The organism is Actinocatenispora comari (assembly GCF_017312725.1).
GTDB lineage: Bacteria > Actinomycetota > Actinomycetes > Mycobacteriales > Micromonosporaceae > Actinocatenispora > Actinocatenispora comari.
Window position 1 is genome coordinate 21,740 of sequence record NZ_BOPO01000020.1, and the last position, 17,526, is coordinate 39,265.

The following is a 17,526-nucleotide window of genomic DNA, read 5'->3' on the forward strand; positions in this document are numbered from 1 at the left end:
GCGGCGAGTCAGCTGGACACTGCCTCCCGTGGGTGGTCGTCGCCGACCGCGGCGGGGATGGCGTTGTCGATGAGGACCGCGGCGATGGCGGCTGCCGTGGGGAAGGCGTCGGCGTCGAGGACCCGGGTACGGGCTGCGGCGCCGTCGATCAGCAGCGCGAGCTGCTCGCCGAGCTGCTCGGGGTCGGTGGCGCCGGCTTCGCGGGCGGTGTCGGCGAGCCGCGCGGCGACGGCCATCTTGTACTCGCGTGCGTACCGGGACCCGGGGTGCTCGGGGTCGTGTAGCTCGACGGCGGCGGCGATGAACGGGCACAGCGGAGCGTTGGGCGGCACGTCGAAGGCGGCGAGGAGCCGTTCCCGCGGTGTGAGGTCGGTGCGGTCGAACACGTCGGACAGCACCGACGGGTCGAACCGGCGCAGGTACTCGGCGACGAGCTCGTCCTTGCCGGTGAAGTGCTGGTAGGCCGTGCGCTTGGACACCTGGGCGGCGGCGCAGAGCTGGTCCATGCCGGTGCGGTTGATGCCCTGCTCGCGAAACAGCTGCTGCGACGCGCCGAGGATGCGCTCGCGGGCGCCCCGCCCGCGACGACGGCCCGTGGGGCCCTTCTCCAACTCCGCCATGCGCTCAGCCTACCGCAATGGGAAACCGGTCGGTGTACATAGTTGCGGCCGGGCCGATCGCCCCGTACGGTAGGCACACAGATCGGTGTACATAACATCGACACCCAGGTGCGCACGGAGGCACCGACTCGAGGGAGCGACTGATGGGAAAGCTCGACGGCAAGGTTGCGGTCATCACCGGCGGCACCACCGGTCTGGCCCTGGCCGGCGCGAAGCTGTTCGTCGACGAAGGCGCGTACGTGTTCCTCACCGGCCGCCGCCAGGAGGCCCTGGATGCGGCCGTGAAGGAGATCGGCCGCAACGTCACCGGAGTCCAGGGCGACGCCGCCGACCTGGCCGACCTGGACCGCCTGTACGAGACGGTCAGGCGGGAGAAGGGCAGCATCGACGTGCTGTGGGCCAGCGCCGGCGGCGGCGAACCAGCCCCGCTCGGCGAGATCACCGAGGCCCAGTTCGACACCTGGTTCGGGCTCAACGCCCGAGGCACGCTGTTCACCGTCCAGAAGGCTCTGCCGCTGTTCAACGACGGCGGCTCGATCTTCATGACCGGCTCCAACGCCTCTCTCAGCGGCTACCCCGGCTGGAGCGTCTACGCCGGCAGCAAGGCCGTCCAGCAGGCCTGGGCCCGCGTCTGGCTCAACGAGCTCAAGGACCGCCGCATCCGCGTCAACGTCCTGACCCCGGGCCAGGTCGCCACCGCCAAGCAGGAAGAGCTCTTCGACGAGGCCACCAAGCGCCAGTTCGAGTCCCTGATCCCCCGCGGCCAGATGGGCAGCCCGGACGAGATCGCCACCGTCGCGCTCTTCCTCGCCTCCGACGACTCCAGCTACGTCAACGGTGTGGAACTGGTCGCCGACGGCGGCGTCGTCGCCGTCTGATCCCGAACAACCACCTCGAGGGCAGGAGATCTCATGAGCACCATCAGCATCATCGGCACCGGGAACATGGCCCGCACCATCGGCGTGCGGGCGGTGGCCGGCGGCAACGCCGTCGAGATCATGGGCCGCGATCGGGCCAGGGCCGCCGACCTGGCCCAGACTCTCGGCGGCGGTACCACGACGGGAGAGTGGGGCGCCGCCCCGGCCGGGGACATCGTCATCCTGGCCCTGCTGTACGACGGGGTCGTGCCGGTCGTCGCCCACTACGGGGAGGCTCTCGCGGGCAAGGTCGTCATCGACATCAGCAACCCCTTCAACGCCACGTTCGACGGGCTGGTCCACCGCGAGGAGACCTCGATCGCGCAGCAAGCCGCCACGGTGGCCCCGAAGAGCGCCAAGCTGGTGAAGGCGTTCAACACCGTCTTTCGCCAGGTCCTCGAGAAGGGCCGGCCCGACATCTTCCTCGCCGGTGACGATGCGCAGGCCAAGAAGGACGTGGCGGTGTTCGTCGAGAGCCTCGGGCTGCGCCCGCTGGACGCCGGCGGCCTGACGATGGCGCACTGGCTGGAAGGAGCGGGCGTGGTCACGGTCGGCCTCGCCAACCACGGGGTGGGGAACCTGGACTTCTCCCTGGGCGTCACCGAGCTTCCGGCCTCGGCGACCACCTGACCGGAGGCAAGCGGCTCGACCGTGCCACCGGGGGCGGCTCGTCAGCCGCGGTTCGCCGCCGGCGGGACGGGCTCCTCGGTGGCGCTACACCGTGACGACGATCTTCTTGCCGGCGTGCAGCCCCTGGTCGAAGCGGCGATGCGCCGCGACGATGTCGTCGAGCGCGAACATCCGGTCGATGGCGGGCCGTAGCGCACCCAGGCGCACCCCGGCGTCCAGGAACGCCGCCGCACGCCGGACCACCGCGGGGTCGCCGAGATGGTCGAAGGCCCGGTAGTCGACGACGGTGACCGGTGTGTCGCCAGGGTCGGGGGTGGGTCGCGGATCGAGGAACCCGGCCGCGACCAGCGTCCCGCCGGGGCGGGTCGCCGACAGCAGGTCCGGCTGGCCCGGCCCGCGGACGAGATCCAGGACGATGTCCACGCCGGCTCCTCCGGTCAGGCGGTGTACGGCGTCGGCGACCTTCTCGCGATCGGTGCCGATCACCTCGGTGGCCCCCGCGGCGAGCAGCTCCGCGGACCTCGCGCTCGCGCGGGTCACGGCGATGGGCACCGCGCCGACCTGGTGCGCGATCTGCATCGCCGCCCGCCCCACGCCACCCGAGGCGCCGGAGACGAGAACCCGATCGGCGGGGCGCATTCTCGCCGTCTCGACGAGCGTGTGGTAGGCGGTGAAGTACGCGACCCAGAACGACGCCGCCTGCGGGACGTCGAGTCCGGCCGGCCGGCGGATGACCGTGCTTGCCGGGATCGTGAGCTGTTCGGCGTAACCGCCCCGGACGACCGAGTCCGGGATGGCCGTGACCACCACCGGGTCCCCTGGCCGCAGCCCGGTGACCTGGGCGCCGATGGTGTCGATGACGCCGGTGGCCTCGATCCCGAGGCGGGCATGCGGCAGCGGGACGGGCGCCGGCGAGGCGCCGGAGCGCATCATCGCATCGATCGGATTGACGGCGAACGCCTCGACGCGCACCCTTACCTCGCCGGTCCCGGGCTCGGGCACGGGGTCGTCGACGATGCGCAACACCTCCGGCCCGCCGAACTCGTCGAAGACGACGACTCGTGGCATGGTGGCTCCTTCGTGTGGCGGTTTCGTTCTCGCCTCACCACGCTAGGTCGACGTGCGTTACCTGCAGGTACCTTGGATCTCATGCAGAACACGGCAGGGCCGGCCTTCCTCGCCGACTGCCCCACTCGTCTGTCGACCGAGATCCTCGCCGACAAGTGGTCCGCGCTGGTGCTCTTCGGGCTCAGCCAGCGCCCGCGCCGGCACGGCGAACTGATCGAGGCGATCGGCGGCATCTCCCGCAAGGTCCTGACCCAGACGCTGCGCCGCCTCCAGCAGTACGGGCTGATCGAGCGCGACGCCGAAACGGCGCGGCAGGTCGAGTACCGCCTCACCGACCTCGGTCAGACCCTGATCGAGCCCATCGAGGTCCTGACGAGCTGGGCCAGGGACCACGGCGCGGCGGTCGCCGATTTCCAGGAGGCGGCCGAAGCCGGCTCCGCTGGCGGGCCACCGCGCGACGTGCCAGAGGTCGCCGACGGTGCTGGCGAACCGACTCGACACGGCAGTGCTCGATCCAGCACCTGACCTCGCTGCGGCACCGCGTTGACCCCGGGCCGAAGCCCGGCGCCAGCCGTTCGGCGCCGGGCTTCGGATGGTGTGGTCAGCCGGTGCAGGTGAGTTGGGCGTCGGCCCAGTCGGCGTTGTCGTGGCCGACGCCGTCGCCGGCATCACCGACCTGCAGGACCAGTTCGTGTACCCCGGTGACGTCGGCGGTCAGGTGCTGGGCCGCGGTGGTCCCGGTCAGGACGCCCGTGCTCGCCACCGTCCTGCCGTCGGCGAGCACGGTGAAGGTGACCGAGCCCTTCCCGCCGGCGGAGTCGTCGACACCCACGACGCTGCTGAACGACGTGCACGTGCCGGACAGGTCGAGTACCACGGTGCTGACCGCGTTGGTGCCCACGCCCTTGGCGTACGTGGTGCCGCGGATGGTGATCGGGCTCCCGTCGCCGGCGCCGCTGCCGCCGACGTTGGTGTCGCGCTCGACCGGCCCGTAGCCGTTGGTCGCGGAGACGAACGGAAGGTCGCTGACGTACGCCAGCCCGGCGGGGCGGATCGTGACCGGATAGGTGGATCCGGTCTGGGCGGTGGCGCCGTCCTGGCGGTAGCCGACGATCGCCGCCAGCGAGTACGTGCCGGCCGCCGCGTCCGAGCCCACGGTGACCTGCCAGCTGAGCGGCGCCGTCCGCCCCGGCGCGAGCGTGGTCGGTGCGGTCCGGATCGCGGTGGCACTCCAGCCGGCGGGTACGTCCAGGCTCGCGTCGACGGCACCGAGGCTGCCGCCGGCGTCGTTGCGCAGCGTGCCGCTGACGGTGAAGCGGTCCCCGGGTTTGGCCTGGTCGGGCACGTCGGTACTGGTCAGCGGCGTGACGGAGGCCCGGCTCGGCAACGTGGGCCGGCCGTAGACGCTGGCACTCCAGTTCGGGGCGTGGTTCTGGTGGACCGTGACCCCGCCGCGCACGGTACCGAGGTCGGTCAGTGCAACCTGTTCCGGGCCGTTGCCGGTGCCGCCGTCGCTGGTCACGGCCAGCGCGATGGTGTTGTCGCCGCGCGGGTCCAGTACGCCGTCGGGCACCGGGAAGGTGTGCTGCGGCCCGACGTTGGCGATGTACTGGCCGACGTTCCAGCCGTTGACGTAGAGCAGTGCGCGGTAGTTCGCGTCCGAGCGCGCGGTGTCGGGATCGCCGATGGTCAGGCCGATCGAGGCGTCGTCGTCCGCCGGTACGTCCAGCGACACGTGGGTGCGGTACCAGGTGGTGCCCGGTGCCGCACTGCCTTGCGGCAGCGTGGTGTTCGCCCAGGAAGCGTCGGGATAGCCGGGCAGCTGCCAGCCGTGCCGCTCGCCGTAGAGGCCGCCGGCGTTCATCACACCCCGCGCGGTGTCGACGATGTTCTCGCCGCCGAGGTTGCCCTGGATCCGCCAGCTGATGTCGGGCTGCGCCGCGCTACCGGCGGGGTCGGTCATCGTGGCCGCGATGAGGCCGCGCCCCTCCTTGTGCGCGTCGTTGACGCCGCCGTCCTCGTTGTGCCCGTCGTTGCGCACCATCACCGACAGCACGTGCGAACCGTTGGTACGCAACCGATCCGGGATGGTGAAGCTGACGGTACCGGTGGTCGGTGGGCTGCTCGCGCCGGTCTTGAGCACGTCCTGACCGAGGTACACGCCGTCCAGCCACGCCTGCAGCATGCCGGCGCCGCCACCGCCGTAGCGCAGGGCGACGGTGCTGGCGTCGGCGGTGCCGGTGTAGTGGCCGCGGTACCAGACGTCGCCCTGGTGGAAGCCGTAGTCGTCCGCGGTCAGTACCGGCTGGCCGGCCGGCGGCTCGGTGGTGGAGTTCGTCGTGGTCCGGTCGGCGCGCTGCCAGGCCGAGTCGTCGAACGCGGGCGCCGACTCCGCGGAACCTGCCGTCGTCTTCCAGGTCGCGGTGCTCAGGTCGGGCAGTGTCACCGGCTGTACGCCCGGCAGCGTCGAGGTGGCGAGCAGGCTGCCGCCCGGCTGGGCGGTGGTGGCCACGTCGTCGCCGTTCCAGACGATCGACCGGATCCTGGCCGGCCCCCACACCTCCAGCGGCGCGGGGTCGGTGGTGTCGCCGGTCAGGTGCAGGCTGGCGCCGTGCGAGGTCGCGGTGCGCACCAGTTCCGGGCCACGTTCGAGCACCGGGCCGGCCGCGGTGTCCTGCTGCCAGAACGTACCGGCGGTGTCGGTGTCGGCCAGCAGCAGCGTGAGCGGATCCCGCCCGCCGCCGCTGATCCGGACCCGGGCAAGACCGTCGTGCGCGTAGTCGAGCCGCAGGTCGCCGCTGGTGGCGTCGTAGCTGCTGGCCACCGATCCGGACAGCACCTGCACCATCGGTGCGCTGTCGTAGCGCAGTACGGTCTCGCCGTCCTCCCCGTGCGGCGCGTACAGCAGCGCCAGCTGGCCGGCGCCGGTGTCCAGGTGGGTCATGATCGGGGAGGTGGAGTACACCAGGTGCGGGCTGGCGGTGCCGGCCGCGGCGTCCAGGTCGTAGTTCGCGGTGAGGATCTTGGCGTCCTGCCCGTCGATGCGCAGCCGACCCTGCTGCGGCACGGTGTAGCTGCCGTCCGCGGTGTCGACCGGGAAGCTGAACGCGGTGTCGGTCGTGGCGTTGGACGGGTCGTGCATCGCCACGTAGAAGTGGGTTCCGGTGTCGGGGTTGACGTCGTGGTAGACCTTGATCGCGGAGCTCGACGGCGTGATCGGGTCACCCTTGTCGACCTTGGTCACCGGCTCGACGCTCTGCAGGAACAGGCCGAGCTCCTTCATCGTGGTGGCCTTCGGCCGGATCTGCCGGGCCTCGCTGATCGCGGCGCCGTAGTCGTACGAGCTGTAGACCACCGGCGCGGGCAGCCAGCCCCAGGAGGTACCGCCGTAGGTCATGTAGACGTTGTGGATGCTCAGCCGGTTGGCGATGTCGGTGCCGTAGGTGACGCGCTCGTAGCCCGAGCCCTCCTGCTGCGACATGCACTCGTAGCTGCCCGGGCCGCCCCAGTAGTCGAACCAGCCGCCACCGCGTTCGGCGACGAAGCCGGGGGTGTTCGGCGAGGCGGTCGAGCCGCCCTTGGCGCCGCCGGCGCCCCAGATGCCCCAGTCCGGTGCGACGGTGGGCGATCCGGGGGTGTTGTTGCTGTGGCAGGAGCCGCCGCCGTAGCCGTCGAACGCGTACAGGTCGGTCGGCCCCTCGACCGTGCCCGGTACGTCGCTGCCGGTCGGCACCCACACGCCGTTGCGGCCCTTGTCGTTGTGGAAGATCGGCACCGTGATGCCGTCGTGGCGAACGGTGTCGTACAGGTGTCGCAGGTAGTTCTGCTGCGACGTGCCGGTCGAGGCGAGTTCGTTCTCGATCTGGTAGAGGATCACCGGCCCGGTGCCGTTGGTGTACTGGTGCCGGGCGAGGATCGTGTCGATGCGGTGCAGCCACTCGTCCGCGGCCGCGAGGTAGTCCGGCGCGTCGCTGCGCGCCCGGCCGGCCTGGGTGGTCAGCCAGCCGGGGAACCCGCCGCCGTTGGTCTCGCCGTTGATGTACGGCCCGGGGCGGGCGATGACGTACAACCCGGTCTGCTGGGCGATGTCGAGCAGCTCGTCGACGTCGCGCACGCCGTTGAAGTCGTACACGCCGGGCCGGGGGGAGTGGTAGGCCCAGTCGAAGTACAGCGAGACCGCGTTGTACCCCTCGGCCTTGATCTTCTGCAGGATGTCGCGCCACAGGTCCGGGCTGGGCAGCCGGAAGTAGTGGAACTCGCCGGACCAGACGTAGGTGCGCTTGCCGTCGAGCAGCAACGAGTACTGGTCGAAGGTGACCGTGTGCGCCGTCGAGGTGCCCGGTCGGTCGGCGGGGGCCGGGGCGGCGCCGGCCGTTGAGTCGAAGCTTGCCGCGAGCAGCGCGACCGCGAGGGCCACGGCGACCACGGCCCGGGTGAACGTGCGCCGATGCGAGCGAGCGGAGGGGACGCGAGAGTTCGAACGCAACATCGTGCTGCTCCTGGTCTCTACCAGTAGAAACTCACCTGTCCACGGGGGTGGATTGCGTTGGAGTTTGATCGTTCGCGAGCGAAACTGTCAAGAGTTGTCCGAAGGATCGGCGCCACGGTGGCGTTCGATTCTGGTGAATCGTGAAGGATTGCCGCCAAACGCCGTCTTGTCCCCGCAATCCAGGTCAACGCGCCGGGCAGATTGACTGACTGGATCAGTCAGTCAATACTGTCCGCATGCGCGGACGGGTACCGCCGCGGCCGGTGACGGAGATCGCCGAGGCCGCGGCCCGGGTGTTCATGGCCAAGGGCTACCGCGCGGCCGGGATCTCCGACGTCGCCGCGGCACTGGAGCTCAGCCACGGCGCCGTCTACACGTACGCCCGGAGCAAGGAGGCGCTGCTCTACCTCGCGCTGCTGCGACTGGCGCGGCCCGAGGTGCTGGCCGAGCTGGCGATTCCGGTGGCCACCCCGACCGCCGAGCAGTTCACCGCCGCGGTCGAGACCGGCGACGACCCGTTCCCCGTGCTGACCGCGGCCGGTCCGCACCGCCGGCACGTGGCGGTCGCCGAGGAACTCGCCGCGGTGATCGACGAGCTGTACGCGTTCATCGAGGACAACCGGCACCTGCTCGCCCTGGTCGAACGCTGCGCCCCCGACCTGCCCGAGCTGGCCCGGTACTACTTCGTCCAGCGCCGGCGCGCGCTGCTCGCCTCGCTCGGCGACCTGCTGCGACGACACCTGCACGCCGGAGCCCTGCGTCCGGTACCGGACGTGCCGGCCGCGGCGCGGTTCATCGTCGAGACGATCACCTGGTTCGCCTGGCACCGCCGCGACGACCCCGACTCCGGCAACCTCGACGACGACGCGTGCCGGCGCACCGTGCGCCACCTGCTGCTCGCCGCGTTCGTCCCGGGTGCCGACCACCAGCCGACCTGACTCCTCGAACGGAGACCCTCCGTGCTCGATCGCCCCACCCCCGCCGTCGACGAACCCGCCGCCGCCGACCCCGCCGTCGACGACCCCGCCGTCGACGACCCCGCCGGCGACGGACCCGCCGTCGACGAACCCGCCGGCGCCGGACCCGTTCCCGCCGACCTCGGGCCCACCGCGACCCGGACGGCCGTTCCCGGCGAGCGTGCCCCGGCGATCGCCGGCGAGGCGACGCCGCAGCGGCTTGCCTGGCGTCCGGTACTGGCCGTCATGGCCGTCGCCGGAGGCGTCCACCTCGCCGTGGCGACCCGGTTCGGCTGGCATCGTGACGAGTTCTACTACGTGATCTCCGGGCGGCATCTGGCCTGGGGCTACCCCGACCAGCCGCCGCTGGCCCCGCTGCTGGCCCGGTTGGCCGCCGACCTGCCCGGCGGGGTGCTGCCGCTGCGGCTGCTGGCGATCGCCGCCCAGCTCGGCTGCGTACTGCTGGTCGCCGCACTGGTCGCCGAGCTCGGCGGGCGTCGCCGCGCCCAGACCATCGCGGCCGGCGCCATCGCCGCCTGCCCGGTGTTCGTCGCCGCCTCGATGCTGTTCGGCACCACCGTGCTCGACCAGCTGGCCTGGGCCGCCGTGTTCCTCACCGTGACCCGCGCGCTGCGTACCGGCACGGTCCGCGCCTGGCTGCTGGCCGGCGCGGTCGCCGGGCTCGGGTTGGAGAACAAGGACACCATCGGCGTGCTGCTGCTCGGCATCACCGTCGGCGTGCTGCTGTTCCACCGCGCGGCGCTGCGTACCGCCGGGCCGTGGGCGGGAGCGGCGCTGGCCGTGCTGCTGACCGTACCGAACCTGCTGTGGGATGCCCGGCACGGCTGGCCCGAACTGCACATGAGCGCGGTACTGGCGGCGCAGCAGGGCGGCCCGCTCGGCTCGGCGACCCAGCTGCCCGAACTCGCCCTGCTGCTGGCCGGCCCGCCACTGGTCACGCTGTGGTTCTTCGGGATCCGCTGGCTGGCCTCGGCGCCCGGCCGCAACCACCGGTGGATCCTCGTGGTGGCGGCGACCGCGATCGTGGTGTTCACCGCCGGTGGCGGCAAGAGCTACTACCCGGCGCCGGTGCTGGTCGGGCTGTTCGCCGCCGGCAGCGTCTGGTTCGAGGCCCGCAGCACACCGACGGCGTCGCGGCGGCGCTGGCGGTACCCGGTCGCGATCGTCGCGTGCGGGGTCTTCGCGGTCGTGTTCGGGCTGCCGGTGCTGCCGGTGCGCGCCGAGAACGTGCTACGTGCGGTCAACCCGCAACCGGTGGAGACCTACGGCTGGCCGTCGTTCGTCCGGCAGGTCACCGCGGTCGCGAAGACGATGCCGGCCGGTACCACGATCTTCACCAGCAACTACGGCGAGGCCGGGGCGCTGACCATGCTCGGCCCGGCCGACGGGCTGCGACTGCCGGTCGCCAGCGGCCACAACGGATACCTGCTGTGGGGGCCACCGGCTGGTACCAACCCCGACCACGTGCTGTGCGTCGGCGAGTTCGACCGCCACTACCTGCACCGGGCCTGGTCGAACGTGCGGGAGATCGCGCCGATCACGACGCCCGGCGGCATCGTCGACGAGGAGACCTCCCAACACGCCGCCATCTACGCCTGCTCCCGCCCACACGGCACCTGGACCCAGCTCTGGCCCACCCTGCGCCACCTCGACTAGCGCGGGCATCCGGGCACCGCCGCCGGTCGGGTAGCGTTGCGGGATGATCGACACCGTCCGGCTTCGACTGCGCCGGCCGCGCAGGGGCGACGTCGATGCCGTGTTCGCGTACCGATCCCGGGCGGAGGTCGCGCGCCATCTGAGAGCCGGACCGTGGAGCCGCGAGAAGACCGAACGCGAGCTCACGCGGTACGCGACGGCGGCCTTCGGCACGTTCGGCGACGAACTCGTGCTCCTCGCCGAGACCCGGGACGGCGGCGCGGTCGTCGGTGAGGTCGGGCTCCGGTGGCCGGATGCGACCGGAGCGGCGGAGGTCGGGTACGTGTTCAACCCGGAGTTCGGCGGCCAGGGGTTCGCCACCGAGGCCGTTCGGGGCGTCGTGTCGGCCGCGTTCGAGCGCTGGGCGGTCGCGCAGGTCATCGCGATCACCGACGCGGCGAACCGTGACTCCCGGAGGCTCTGCGAACGCATCGGCATGCACCTGGCCGCGACGTCCGTCAGTACCGACGGGCGCCGCGTCGACGAGTGCACGTACGTGCTGTCGCGGGACCGGTACGACGAAGCGCAGCGGTCCCGCTGAGCCCGCGGCGGTTCGTCGTCCCGGCCATCCGATCCCGCCGGCCGGGCAGCCCGATGCGGTGGTGCCTCGTGTTGCCCGGTGAGCGGGTGCCGCCGGTCGGTGCGGCAGGCCGGAACCTCAAAGAGCGACCGGCAGCTATCCGAGGCGCTGTAGCGCCGTCTCGATCAGGACCTCGACCCGGGCGGTCATCCCAGTCACCTCGACGGGGCGGCGCCCTGCGACCTGACCGCGGATCCACTTCGGCTGGCTGTCGCCATGGTGCAGCAGGGCATACAGGTCCCACCACGGATCGAGAGCCACCCCGGCGATCGACTCGTAGCGCGATCGAAGCTGCTGCGACCACTCGGGCGAGTGGAGCGCCGCCAGGTACCGCCGGCAGTGCCCGAGGTCGATCGCGCGCGAGCCTCGGTGGATGCCGTTCCAGTCGGTCAGCCCGGTGATCCTCCCGCGCGACCACAGCATGTTGACCGGCAGGAAATCGCCGTGCAGGAACACGGCATCGTCCTTCGGCGGCGGCGCCGCCATGGCAGCGAACGCCGCCTTCCACACGGCCGGCTTCCGTGCGCCGGCCGGCACCTGAAACCCGTCGAGAGGAGCGATCCAGGAATCCGTCCAGGGGTCGAACGTCTTCGCGGGCAGGTCGAGGGAATGCAGCGACACGGCGATCTCCGCGATGCTCGTCAGCCACGACCGAGGGTCCGCCGGATCGAGGTGAACGTGCCCCGGCAACCGGGCCATCAGCAACGACGGCGCGCCGCCGGTCGATGCGCCGGCCACGTCGGTGGCCAGGATGCTCGGGACCGGGAGCCCGCTTCCCGCCACCACACCGAGGTTGGCGATCTCCTTCGCCAGGGCCTCCTGCAGGCCGTGCCCGGCCGGGTACTGCCGGAGGACGACGAAGCGTCGCACTCCCCGTCGCTCGACGGTCACCCGATGCACGGCGGAGCAGACGCCGCCGGTCAGTCGGCGGTAGCCGACGACGCGACTGCCCCGACCCATCGACGCGGCAACCCAGGAGAGGGTCTCCGCCGAAGGCCGACGCTGCCTGAACCCGCCGTCTCTCCAGTCGCCGTCGGTCATGTGAGCGAGGCTATTCGGCGGGAACCCGCGGCGACAGCGGTTTCTCACCCGTGGAGGTGGTGACTGGACCACCGCGGACGATTCGCCATGGAGCAGGCGGGCGAGCTGGACGCAGCGGGGAGTCGCCGGCGTGCCGGCCGGCGGCTCCCCGGCCGGCCGCTACGGCCGCCGCGTGGGCAGCGAGAGGTAGAGGCGGGTGCCGTGCGGGCGGAAGCCGACCCGCTCGTAGACCCGGCGGGAGCCGTCGCCGGAGTACTCCAGCCACACCGATCCGGCTCCCTGGGCGAACATCGCCTCGGCCAGCGCCGCGGTCACCGCGGTCGCGACACCCCGCCCGCGACATGCGGGCCGCGTACCGACCCCGCCCAGCTCGGCGGTGTCCTCGGCCGTCGGGGTGCACGCCGCCCCACCGGCACAGCCGCCGTCGGCCGCCGGTACGAACCGCACCGCCCCGCCGTCCTCCTGCATGCGCCGCAGCCGGGCCACGCCCTCCGGCGAGGACGCGAAGCCGTCGCCGAACGCCTCACCGAGCGCGGCGTCCAGCGCCGCGTACTGCTCGTCGGTGACCGGTGTCTCCACCCGGGGAACCGACCCGGCCCGAGGAACCGTCAGCGTGTCCGGGACGCAGACGAGGTACTCGTGTACCGCCTCGGTGGTGAAGCCCGCCGCGCGCAGCGCCGGCTCGACCTCGGGTGCGGCCTGCGGCGCGAACTCCAGCCGGGGCAGCAGACCGCGGTCCCGGAACTGGGCGACCAGGCCGGCGACGTCGTCCGCGGTCGGCGCGGCGCCGGGCAGTGGCGTGGCGTAGTTGAGGTAGGGGCTGTCGGTGTCCGGGCTGAATCCGGCGACGAACCCGCCGGTCTCGACGACCAGCGGGCGGCGGCGAAGGTTGGCCACGGCGAAGCGTTGAATCTGGGTGTCCATGATGGGTACTGACCTCACGAAGTCTCGAACGAAGCCCCGACGGCGCGGGGCAGGAGAGAACGGCGGTGTGCGAGACACCGCATCGTGGGGCCGCCGCGGAAGGGCTGGCAGTGCGGCTGCTGCAGGGCAGCCGTTCAGTGCCGGCGGCGGCCGCTGGGGCGCGCCGAGTTCATGGGCTTCGTTCCTCACCGTGAGCGCGTCTGCGTGCTGGCAGAGCGCCGGTCAGCATGCCAGGTCGGCCGGCTCGCGACAACCGGTTATCGGAGCCGATGCGGCGGTCACCGCAGCAGAGCGGGGCCCGGCGATCATCTCGACCCGCGCTCGGCCGGCGCCTCGGGGGCCCGTTGCCGCGCGCGGGTGCGGTTCCGCGCCATGGCGCTGGCCAGGCCGAGCAGGCAGACCGCCGCCGCGATCAGGAACGGTACGGCCGGCGTGCGTGGCGTCAGGATGGCGGCGGCGCTCGCGGCGGCGACGGTGGCGCCGATCTGGCGGGTGGCATTGAGGATGCCGCCGACCGCGCCGGCCGCGTCCGGTCCGGCGTTCTCGACCGCGTAGCCGACCAGCGCCGGCAACGTCCAGGACACGCCGAGCCCACACAGCAGCAGCCCGACGCCCAGCAGTACGGCATGGTCGCCGGTCACCGCGGCCGCGGCCAGGCACAGCCCGACCGGGAAGGCGGCGAACCCCAGCCGGATCGGCACCACCGGCCCGTACCCGGCCGCGAGCCGCCCGGTCAGCAGCGGGTTGACGGCCACCAGCAGCGTCATCGGCAACAGGACGATCCCCGTCCGGGTCGGGCTTGCCGACAGCAGCAGCGGGATCGAGAAGATCACCGTGGTCAGTGCGTAGTTCACCGCCGCGGCCCAGCCGAACGCGGTCCACACCGGACGGTTGCGTCGCAGCGGACCCGGGATCAGCGGCGCCGCCGCGGCCCGGTCGACCAGCGCCGTGCCGTACGCGAGGGCCAGCGCGATCAGGCCGAACAGCACGGTCTGCGGCCACGAGCGTTGCCCGGCCCGGGTGATCGCGAGGGTCGCGGTGGCCAGCGTCGCGGCCAGCCCGAGGTGGGGCAGCCACGAGATCGCCCGGTCCCGCCGCGCCGTGGCGACCCGCGACCGGCACAGCACCAGTACGACCAGCGCCAGCGGCGCGTTGAGCACGAACACCGCACGCCAGCCGGACAGCCCGATCAGCCACCCGCCCAGTACGGGGCCGGCCGCCATCGCGGCGCCGCTGATCGCCGCCCAGGCGCTGATCGCCCGGCCGCGAGAGCGCGGCTGCGGGTACAGGTGGGCGATCACCGCGAGCGAGCTGGGGATGATCGCCGCAGCGAACAGCCCCAACAGCGCCCGGAACACCAGCAGCGCGGCGAGATCGGGCGAGCACGCGCATGCCAGCGAGGCGGCGCCGAAGCCGGCCACCCCGACCACGAAGACCCGGTGCCCGCCCAGCCGGTCGGCCAGGCTGCCGCCCAGCACGAGCGCGGCGGCCAGCGCCATGGTGTAGATCGTGGTTGCCCAGCCGACGCCGACGACGCCGGTGTGCAGCGAGGTCATGATGCTGCGCTCGGCCACGGCGAGCACCGTGGTGTCCAGCAACACCATGAAGTACGCCAGGGACAGCCCGAGCAGTTGCGGGGTCCGGGAACGCGAAGCGGGAACGGCGGGTGCGGACACGACTCTCCTTGCACCGACGGTGACGGGACCTCGCCCCACGCTGCGCCCGTACGCCGTCCGGCTCGACCGGCCCGGCCGCATCCCCGTTCGGAGAATCCGAACACCTGCCTACGCTGGGCGGGTGGACCTGGACCAACTGCGCACCGCCCTGGCGCTGCTGCGGCACCGCACCATCAACCGCACGGCCGCGGCCGAGGGCCTCGCGCCGTCGTCGGTGTCCGACCGCATCCGCCGGCTGGAGGCCGAACTCGGCGCACCGCTGTTCTCCCGCGACCACACCGGCATGCACCCCACCACCGCCGGCAGCGCCTATCTGCGGGCCGCGGCCAGCGCCCTGGTGGCACTCGACGCCGCCGCTGAGCACCTGCACGCCGCACCGGGACTGGTCGTCGGCGCGCAGGCGTCGGTCGCCGACGAACTGCTCCCCGCGGTACTCGACGAGCTGCGCCGAAGCCACCCCGACCTGCAGGTGGGGCTTCGGCCCGATCCCGACCGCGGGCGGGTGTTGGCCGCGCTCGACGGCGGCGAGATCGACGCCGCGGTGCTGCTCGACACCGGTGCGCACGTCGGCGATCTCGGCTTCCCGCCGCCGGAGCCGACGCTGGACCATCTCGACCTGCGTGCCGTACCGATGAGCATCGTCGCGCAACCACGGCATCCGCTGGTCGGGCGGTCGGTGCGCATGGACGAGATCCGGCGCACCGGCGGACTGCTCGGCCGCGAACCCGGCTGCTCGTTCTGGATGGCCACCCGGCGCTGGCTCGGCCCCGACGTCGACCTCACCGCCGTGGGCGGATTGGCCCAGGTACGCGACTGGGTCGCCACCGGCCGAGGCATCGCGCTGCTGCCGCACTTCGCCGTCCGGGCAGACCTCGACGCCGGCCGCCTCGCCGCGCTGGACGTGCCGGTACCGCCGTTGCAGTTGCGGCTGATCTGGCGGCACGACGACGACGCGACCGACCGGCTCCGCCCGCTGCTCTACGCGCTGACCCGGGCGTGACCGTCGGATCCCTGCTCGCCAGGGCCTGTCCCGCTGGGTACGATCGCGGTTTCGCTGCGGGGCGTGAGCGCCCCTCGGCCACACGATGTCCCCGGTTCGAGAGTGGGTTTGGTTCATGGCGGCGCGTATCGGTGAACTCGTCCTCGGTTGCCGCGACCCCCAGCTGCTGGCGCGGTTCTGGTGCGAGGTGCTCGACTTCGTCGTGCTCGACCAGGAGGACGACGGCACCCTGGAGATCGGTCCGCGCGAGGGATGGGGCGGCCCGCAGGCCACGATCATCCTCAGCTACCGGGACGAGCCGGAGCCGGGCAAGTCGCGGCTGCACATCGACCTCAACCCCACCGACCGCGACCAGGACGCCGAACTGGAACGCCTGCTGAAGCTCGGCGCTCGCCCGGCCGAAATCGGCCAGACCGGCGAGGAGCCGTGGCACGTGCTGGTCGACCCGGAGGGCAACGAGTTCTGCCTGCTGCGCGCCCGCATCGACCCGGTCTGAGCTCGAACCCGGCGTCCCGGGCCCGCTCGTCGGCCGGGCGGCTCAGGCGGGCTTGCTGGCCAGCGTCGCGCGCAGCCGGTCGATCGTGCGCAGGATCTCGGCTCGGTTGCTCGCCGACTTCAACCACGTCGGCAACCTGGCCACCAACGTCTGCCCGCCCACCGGCCCGCGCTCTCGCAGGTGCGCGCCGACGTAGCCGGCCAGGATGTCCAGGTGGGGTTGGTTGAACGCCCACAGCGTCCGACCGCCGCAACAGTCGGCGCGCAGCCACAGCGGCAGGTGAAAGAACGGATCGAGCCCGCAGCCCCAGTGCGAGGCGAAGCCGGTGGCATCGCCGGGCCAGTCACGGACGTGCCCACAGCCACCGCACACCAGCCGGCGCGGCCACGCGGTCGAGTACCGGCCCCGCGGCTCCTCGGTGGGTCGCGGAGCCACCTCGGCTCGGTCCCGACAGGACGGGCAGACCACCTGGATCGGCTGCTCCGCCAACGCGTACAGCGACACGCCGGGATCGGTGAACCGGCTCGACGATCGATCGGCATCCACCCGGCCATTGTGACCGGCGCCGGTTCCGCGACGCATCCCGGTTCCGCCTGCCGCAGCGCGTGCCGGCGGGCGAACGTCTCCGGCCCGGCGGGGCCGCTACGCGTACGCCGGCTGCGGTGGCTCGGCGTCGCTGCGGGCGAGCGCGCAGGCGCGGCAGCGATGGGGGCCGGTGGGGCGGGCTGCGGCCAGGTCCCAGCCGTCGGATTCGGCGACCGCACGCAACAGATCCCAGTCGTAGCAACTGTCGTCGGTACACGCCAGGCGGCAGCGGCACCCGTCGCAGATCAGCTCGTAGTACGGCTGCCCGTCCTCGTCGTGGTAGACACGTCGGCTCATCGATCACCCATCTCCCCGCGGTCGTGGCCCCGCCGGCGCCCGCCGGCGGCCTGTCGTTCGGAACTGTCCTGGAGCTGTTGGTGCAGGGCGGCGATCTCGGCCCGGGCGTAGGCCAGCTCGACCTGCAGGGTCACGATGCGGCACGCGGCGTCCATCGACAGTCCCTCGTCCACCAGCACCCGCGCCTGGCTGGCCAGGCCGAGGTCGTACTGGCTGTAGCGGCGATGCCCGCCCGTGGAGCGCCCCGGATCCAGCAGCCCGTTGGCGCCCAGCTGGCGGAGAAACGCCTGGCTGACCCCCAGCAGCTCGGCGGCGGTGCCGATCGTGAACGCCGGCGTTCGCGTCCCGATCAACTCGGGTGACCCGAAGCCGCTCGTGTTGTCTGCGATCACCGACCGCCACCTTTCTGGCCTTGCTTGGTTGCCCACCTGGCTGGGAGACGACCCAGCGAGGTGGGCAACCGGTCACGAGAGAGCCCTCGGAATCGATCCGTCGCAGGGCATCACCTCCCCGTACGGCCGTGCTCGGCGC

General features: G+C 72.4%; 17 protein-coding genes. 8 read left to right on the top strand and 9 right to left on the bottom strand.

Going from position 1 to position 17,526, the window contains the following annotated elements; all coding sequences use genetic code 11:
* Positions 1–8: 8 nt before the first annotated feature.
* Positions 9–620, bottom strand: a complete 612-nt coding sequence (locus NUM_RS07280) for a TetR/AcrR family transcriptional regulator (RefSeq protein WP_207123898.1) — start codon at positions 618–620, stop codon at positions 9–11.
* Positions 621–763: 143 nt separating this feature from the next.
* Here NUM_RS07280 and NUM_RS07285 point away from each other — a divergent pair, with 143 nt between their 5' ends.
* Both NUM_RS07285 and NUM_RS07290 read left to right on the top strand, forming a co-directional pair.
* Positions 764–1,498, top strand: coding sequence for an SDR family NAD(P)-dependent oxidoreductase (locus NUM_RS07285; RefSeq protein ID WP_207123900.1), 735 nt, complete (start codon positions 764–766; stop codon positions 1,496–1,498).
* 33 nt (positions 1,499–1,531) lie between these two features.
* Positions 1,532–2,167, top strand: a complete 636-nt coding sequence (locus NUM_RS07290; protein ID WP_207123901.1) for an NADPH-dependent F420 reductase — start codon at positions 1,532–1,534, stop codon at positions 2,165–2,167.
* An 84-nt stretch (positions 2,168–2,251) separates the two neighbouring features.
* Here NUM_RS07290 and NUM_RS07295 read toward each other — a convergent pair whose 3' ends face one another.
* Complete coding sequence (locus NUM_RS07295; protein WP_207123903.1) at positions 2,252–3,235, bottom strand: zinc-dependent alcohol dehydrogenase family protein; 984 nt, start codon at positions 3,233–3,235, stop codon at positions 2,252–2,254.
* Positions 3,236–3,316: 81 nt separating this feature from the next.
* Between NUM_RS07295 and NUM_RS07300 the strand changes: the two genes are divergently transcribed.
* Positions 3,317–3,760: a winged helix-turn-helix transcriptional regulator gene (locus tag NUM_RS07300; RefSeq protein ID WP_207123905.1), complete on the top strand. Its 444-nt coding sequence runs from the start codon at positions 3,317–3,319 to the stop codon at positions 3,758–3,760.
* 76 nt (positions 3,761–3,836) lie between these two features.
* Here the strand turns inward: NUM_RS07300 and NUM_RS07305 are convergent, their stop codons facing one another.
* A complete protein-coding gene (locus tag NUM_RS07305) occupies positions 3,837–7,724 on the bottom strand; it encodes a beta-galactosidase (RefSeq protein WP_207123907.1) in 3,888 nt (1,295 codons plus the stop codon).
* A 236-nt stretch (positions 7,725–7,960) separates the two neighbouring features.
* On the opposite strand from NUM_RS07305, the gene NUM_RS07310 reads away from it, so the two are divergent.
* The 3 genes from NUM_RS07310 to NUM_RS07320 are packed head-to-tail and all read left to right on the top strand — an operon-like array spanning position 7,961 to position 10,937.
* Complete coding sequence (locus NUM_RS07310; RefSeq protein WP_207123909.1) at positions 7,961–8,662, top strand: TetR/AcrR family transcriptional regulator; 702 nt, start codon at positions 7,961–7,963, stop codon at positions 8,660–8,662.
* Positions 8,663–8,683: 21 nt separating this feature from the next.
* On the top strand, positions 8,684–10,357 hold the full coding sequence (locus NUM_RS07315; protein WP_207123911.1) for a glycosyltransferase family 39 protein: 1,674 nt from the start codon (positions 8,684–8,686) through the stop codon (positions 10,355–10,357).
* A 43-nt stretch (positions 10,358–10,400) separates the two neighbouring features.
* A complete protein-coding gene (locus NUM_RS07320) occupies positions 10,401–10,937 on the top strand; it encodes a GNAT family N-acetyltransferase (RefSeq protein WP_207123913.1) in 537 nt (178 codons plus the stop codon).
* A gap of 135 nt (positions 10,938–11,072) precedes the next feature.
* Here the strand turns inward: NUM_RS07320 and NUM_RS07325 are convergent, their stop codons facing one another.
* The 3 genes from NUM_RS07325 to NUM_RS07335 all read right to left on the bottom strand — a co-directional run bounded on the left by NUM_RS07325 (position 11,073) and on the right by NUM_RS07335 (position 14,617).
* Positions 11,073–12,017 (bottom strand): phosphotransferase family protein, encoded by a 945-nt coding sequence (locus NUM_RS07325; RefSeq protein WP_207123914.1) that lies wholly within the window; start codon positions 12,015–12,017, stop codon positions 11,073–11,075.
* A gap of 159 nt (positions 12,018–12,176) precedes the next feature.
* Positions 12,177–12,941: a GNAT family N-acetyltransferase gene (locus tag NUM_RS07330; protein ID WP_207123915.1), complete on the bottom strand. Its 765-nt coding sequence runs from the start codon at positions 12,939–12,941 to the stop codon at positions 12,177–12,179.
* A gap of 305 nt (positions 12,942–13,246) precedes the next feature.
* Positions 13,247–14,617 (bottom strand): MFS transporter, encoded by a 1,371-nt coding sequence (locus NUM_RS07335; RefSeq protein WP_207123916.1) that lies wholly within the window; start codon positions 14,615–14,617, stop codon positions 13,247–13,249.
* Between the two features lie 121 nt (positions 14,618–14,738).
* Here NUM_RS07335 and NUM_RS07340 point away from each other — a divergent pair, with 121 nt between their 5' ends.
* Positions 14,739–15,617, top strand: coding sequence for a LysR family transcriptional regulator (locus tag NUM_RS07340; RefSeq protein WP_207123917.1), 879 nt, complete (start codon positions 14,739–14,741; stop codon positions 15,615–15,617).
* Positions 15,618–15,732: 115 nt separating this feature from the next.
* Positions 15,733–16,113, top strand: a complete 381-nt coding sequence (locus NUM_RS07345; RefSeq protein ID WP_207123918.1) for a VOC family protein — start codon at positions 15,733–15,735, stop codon at positions 16,111–16,113.
* 42 nt (positions 16,114–16,155) lie between these two features.
* Here the strand turns inward: NUM_RS07345 and NUM_RS07350 are convergent, their stop codons facing one another.
* The 3 genes from NUM_RS07350 to NUM_RS07360 form a co-directional block, all read right to left on the bottom strand.
* Positions 16,156–16,659, bottom strand: coding sequence for a hypothetical protein (locus NUM_RS07350; RefSeq protein WP_207123919.1), 504 nt, complete (start codon positions 16,657–16,659; stop codon positions 16,156–16,158).
* 96 nt (positions 16,660–16,755) lie between these two features.
* Positions 16,756–16,995: a hypothetical protein gene (locus tag NUM_RS07355; RefSeq protein ID WP_207123921.1), complete on the bottom strand. Its 240-nt coding sequence runs from the start codon at positions 16,993–16,995 to the stop codon at positions 16,756–16,758.
* On the bottom strand, positions 16,992–17,387 hold the full coding sequence (locus tag NUM_RS07360) for a MerR family transcriptional regulator (protein ID WP_308440554.1): 396 nt from the start codon (positions 17,385–17,387) through the stop codon (positions 16,992–16,994). The genes NUM_RS07355 and NUM_RS07360 overlap by 4 nt, the downstream gene beginning before the upstream one ends.
* Between the last annotated feature and the right edge of the window lie 139 nt (positions 17,388–17,526).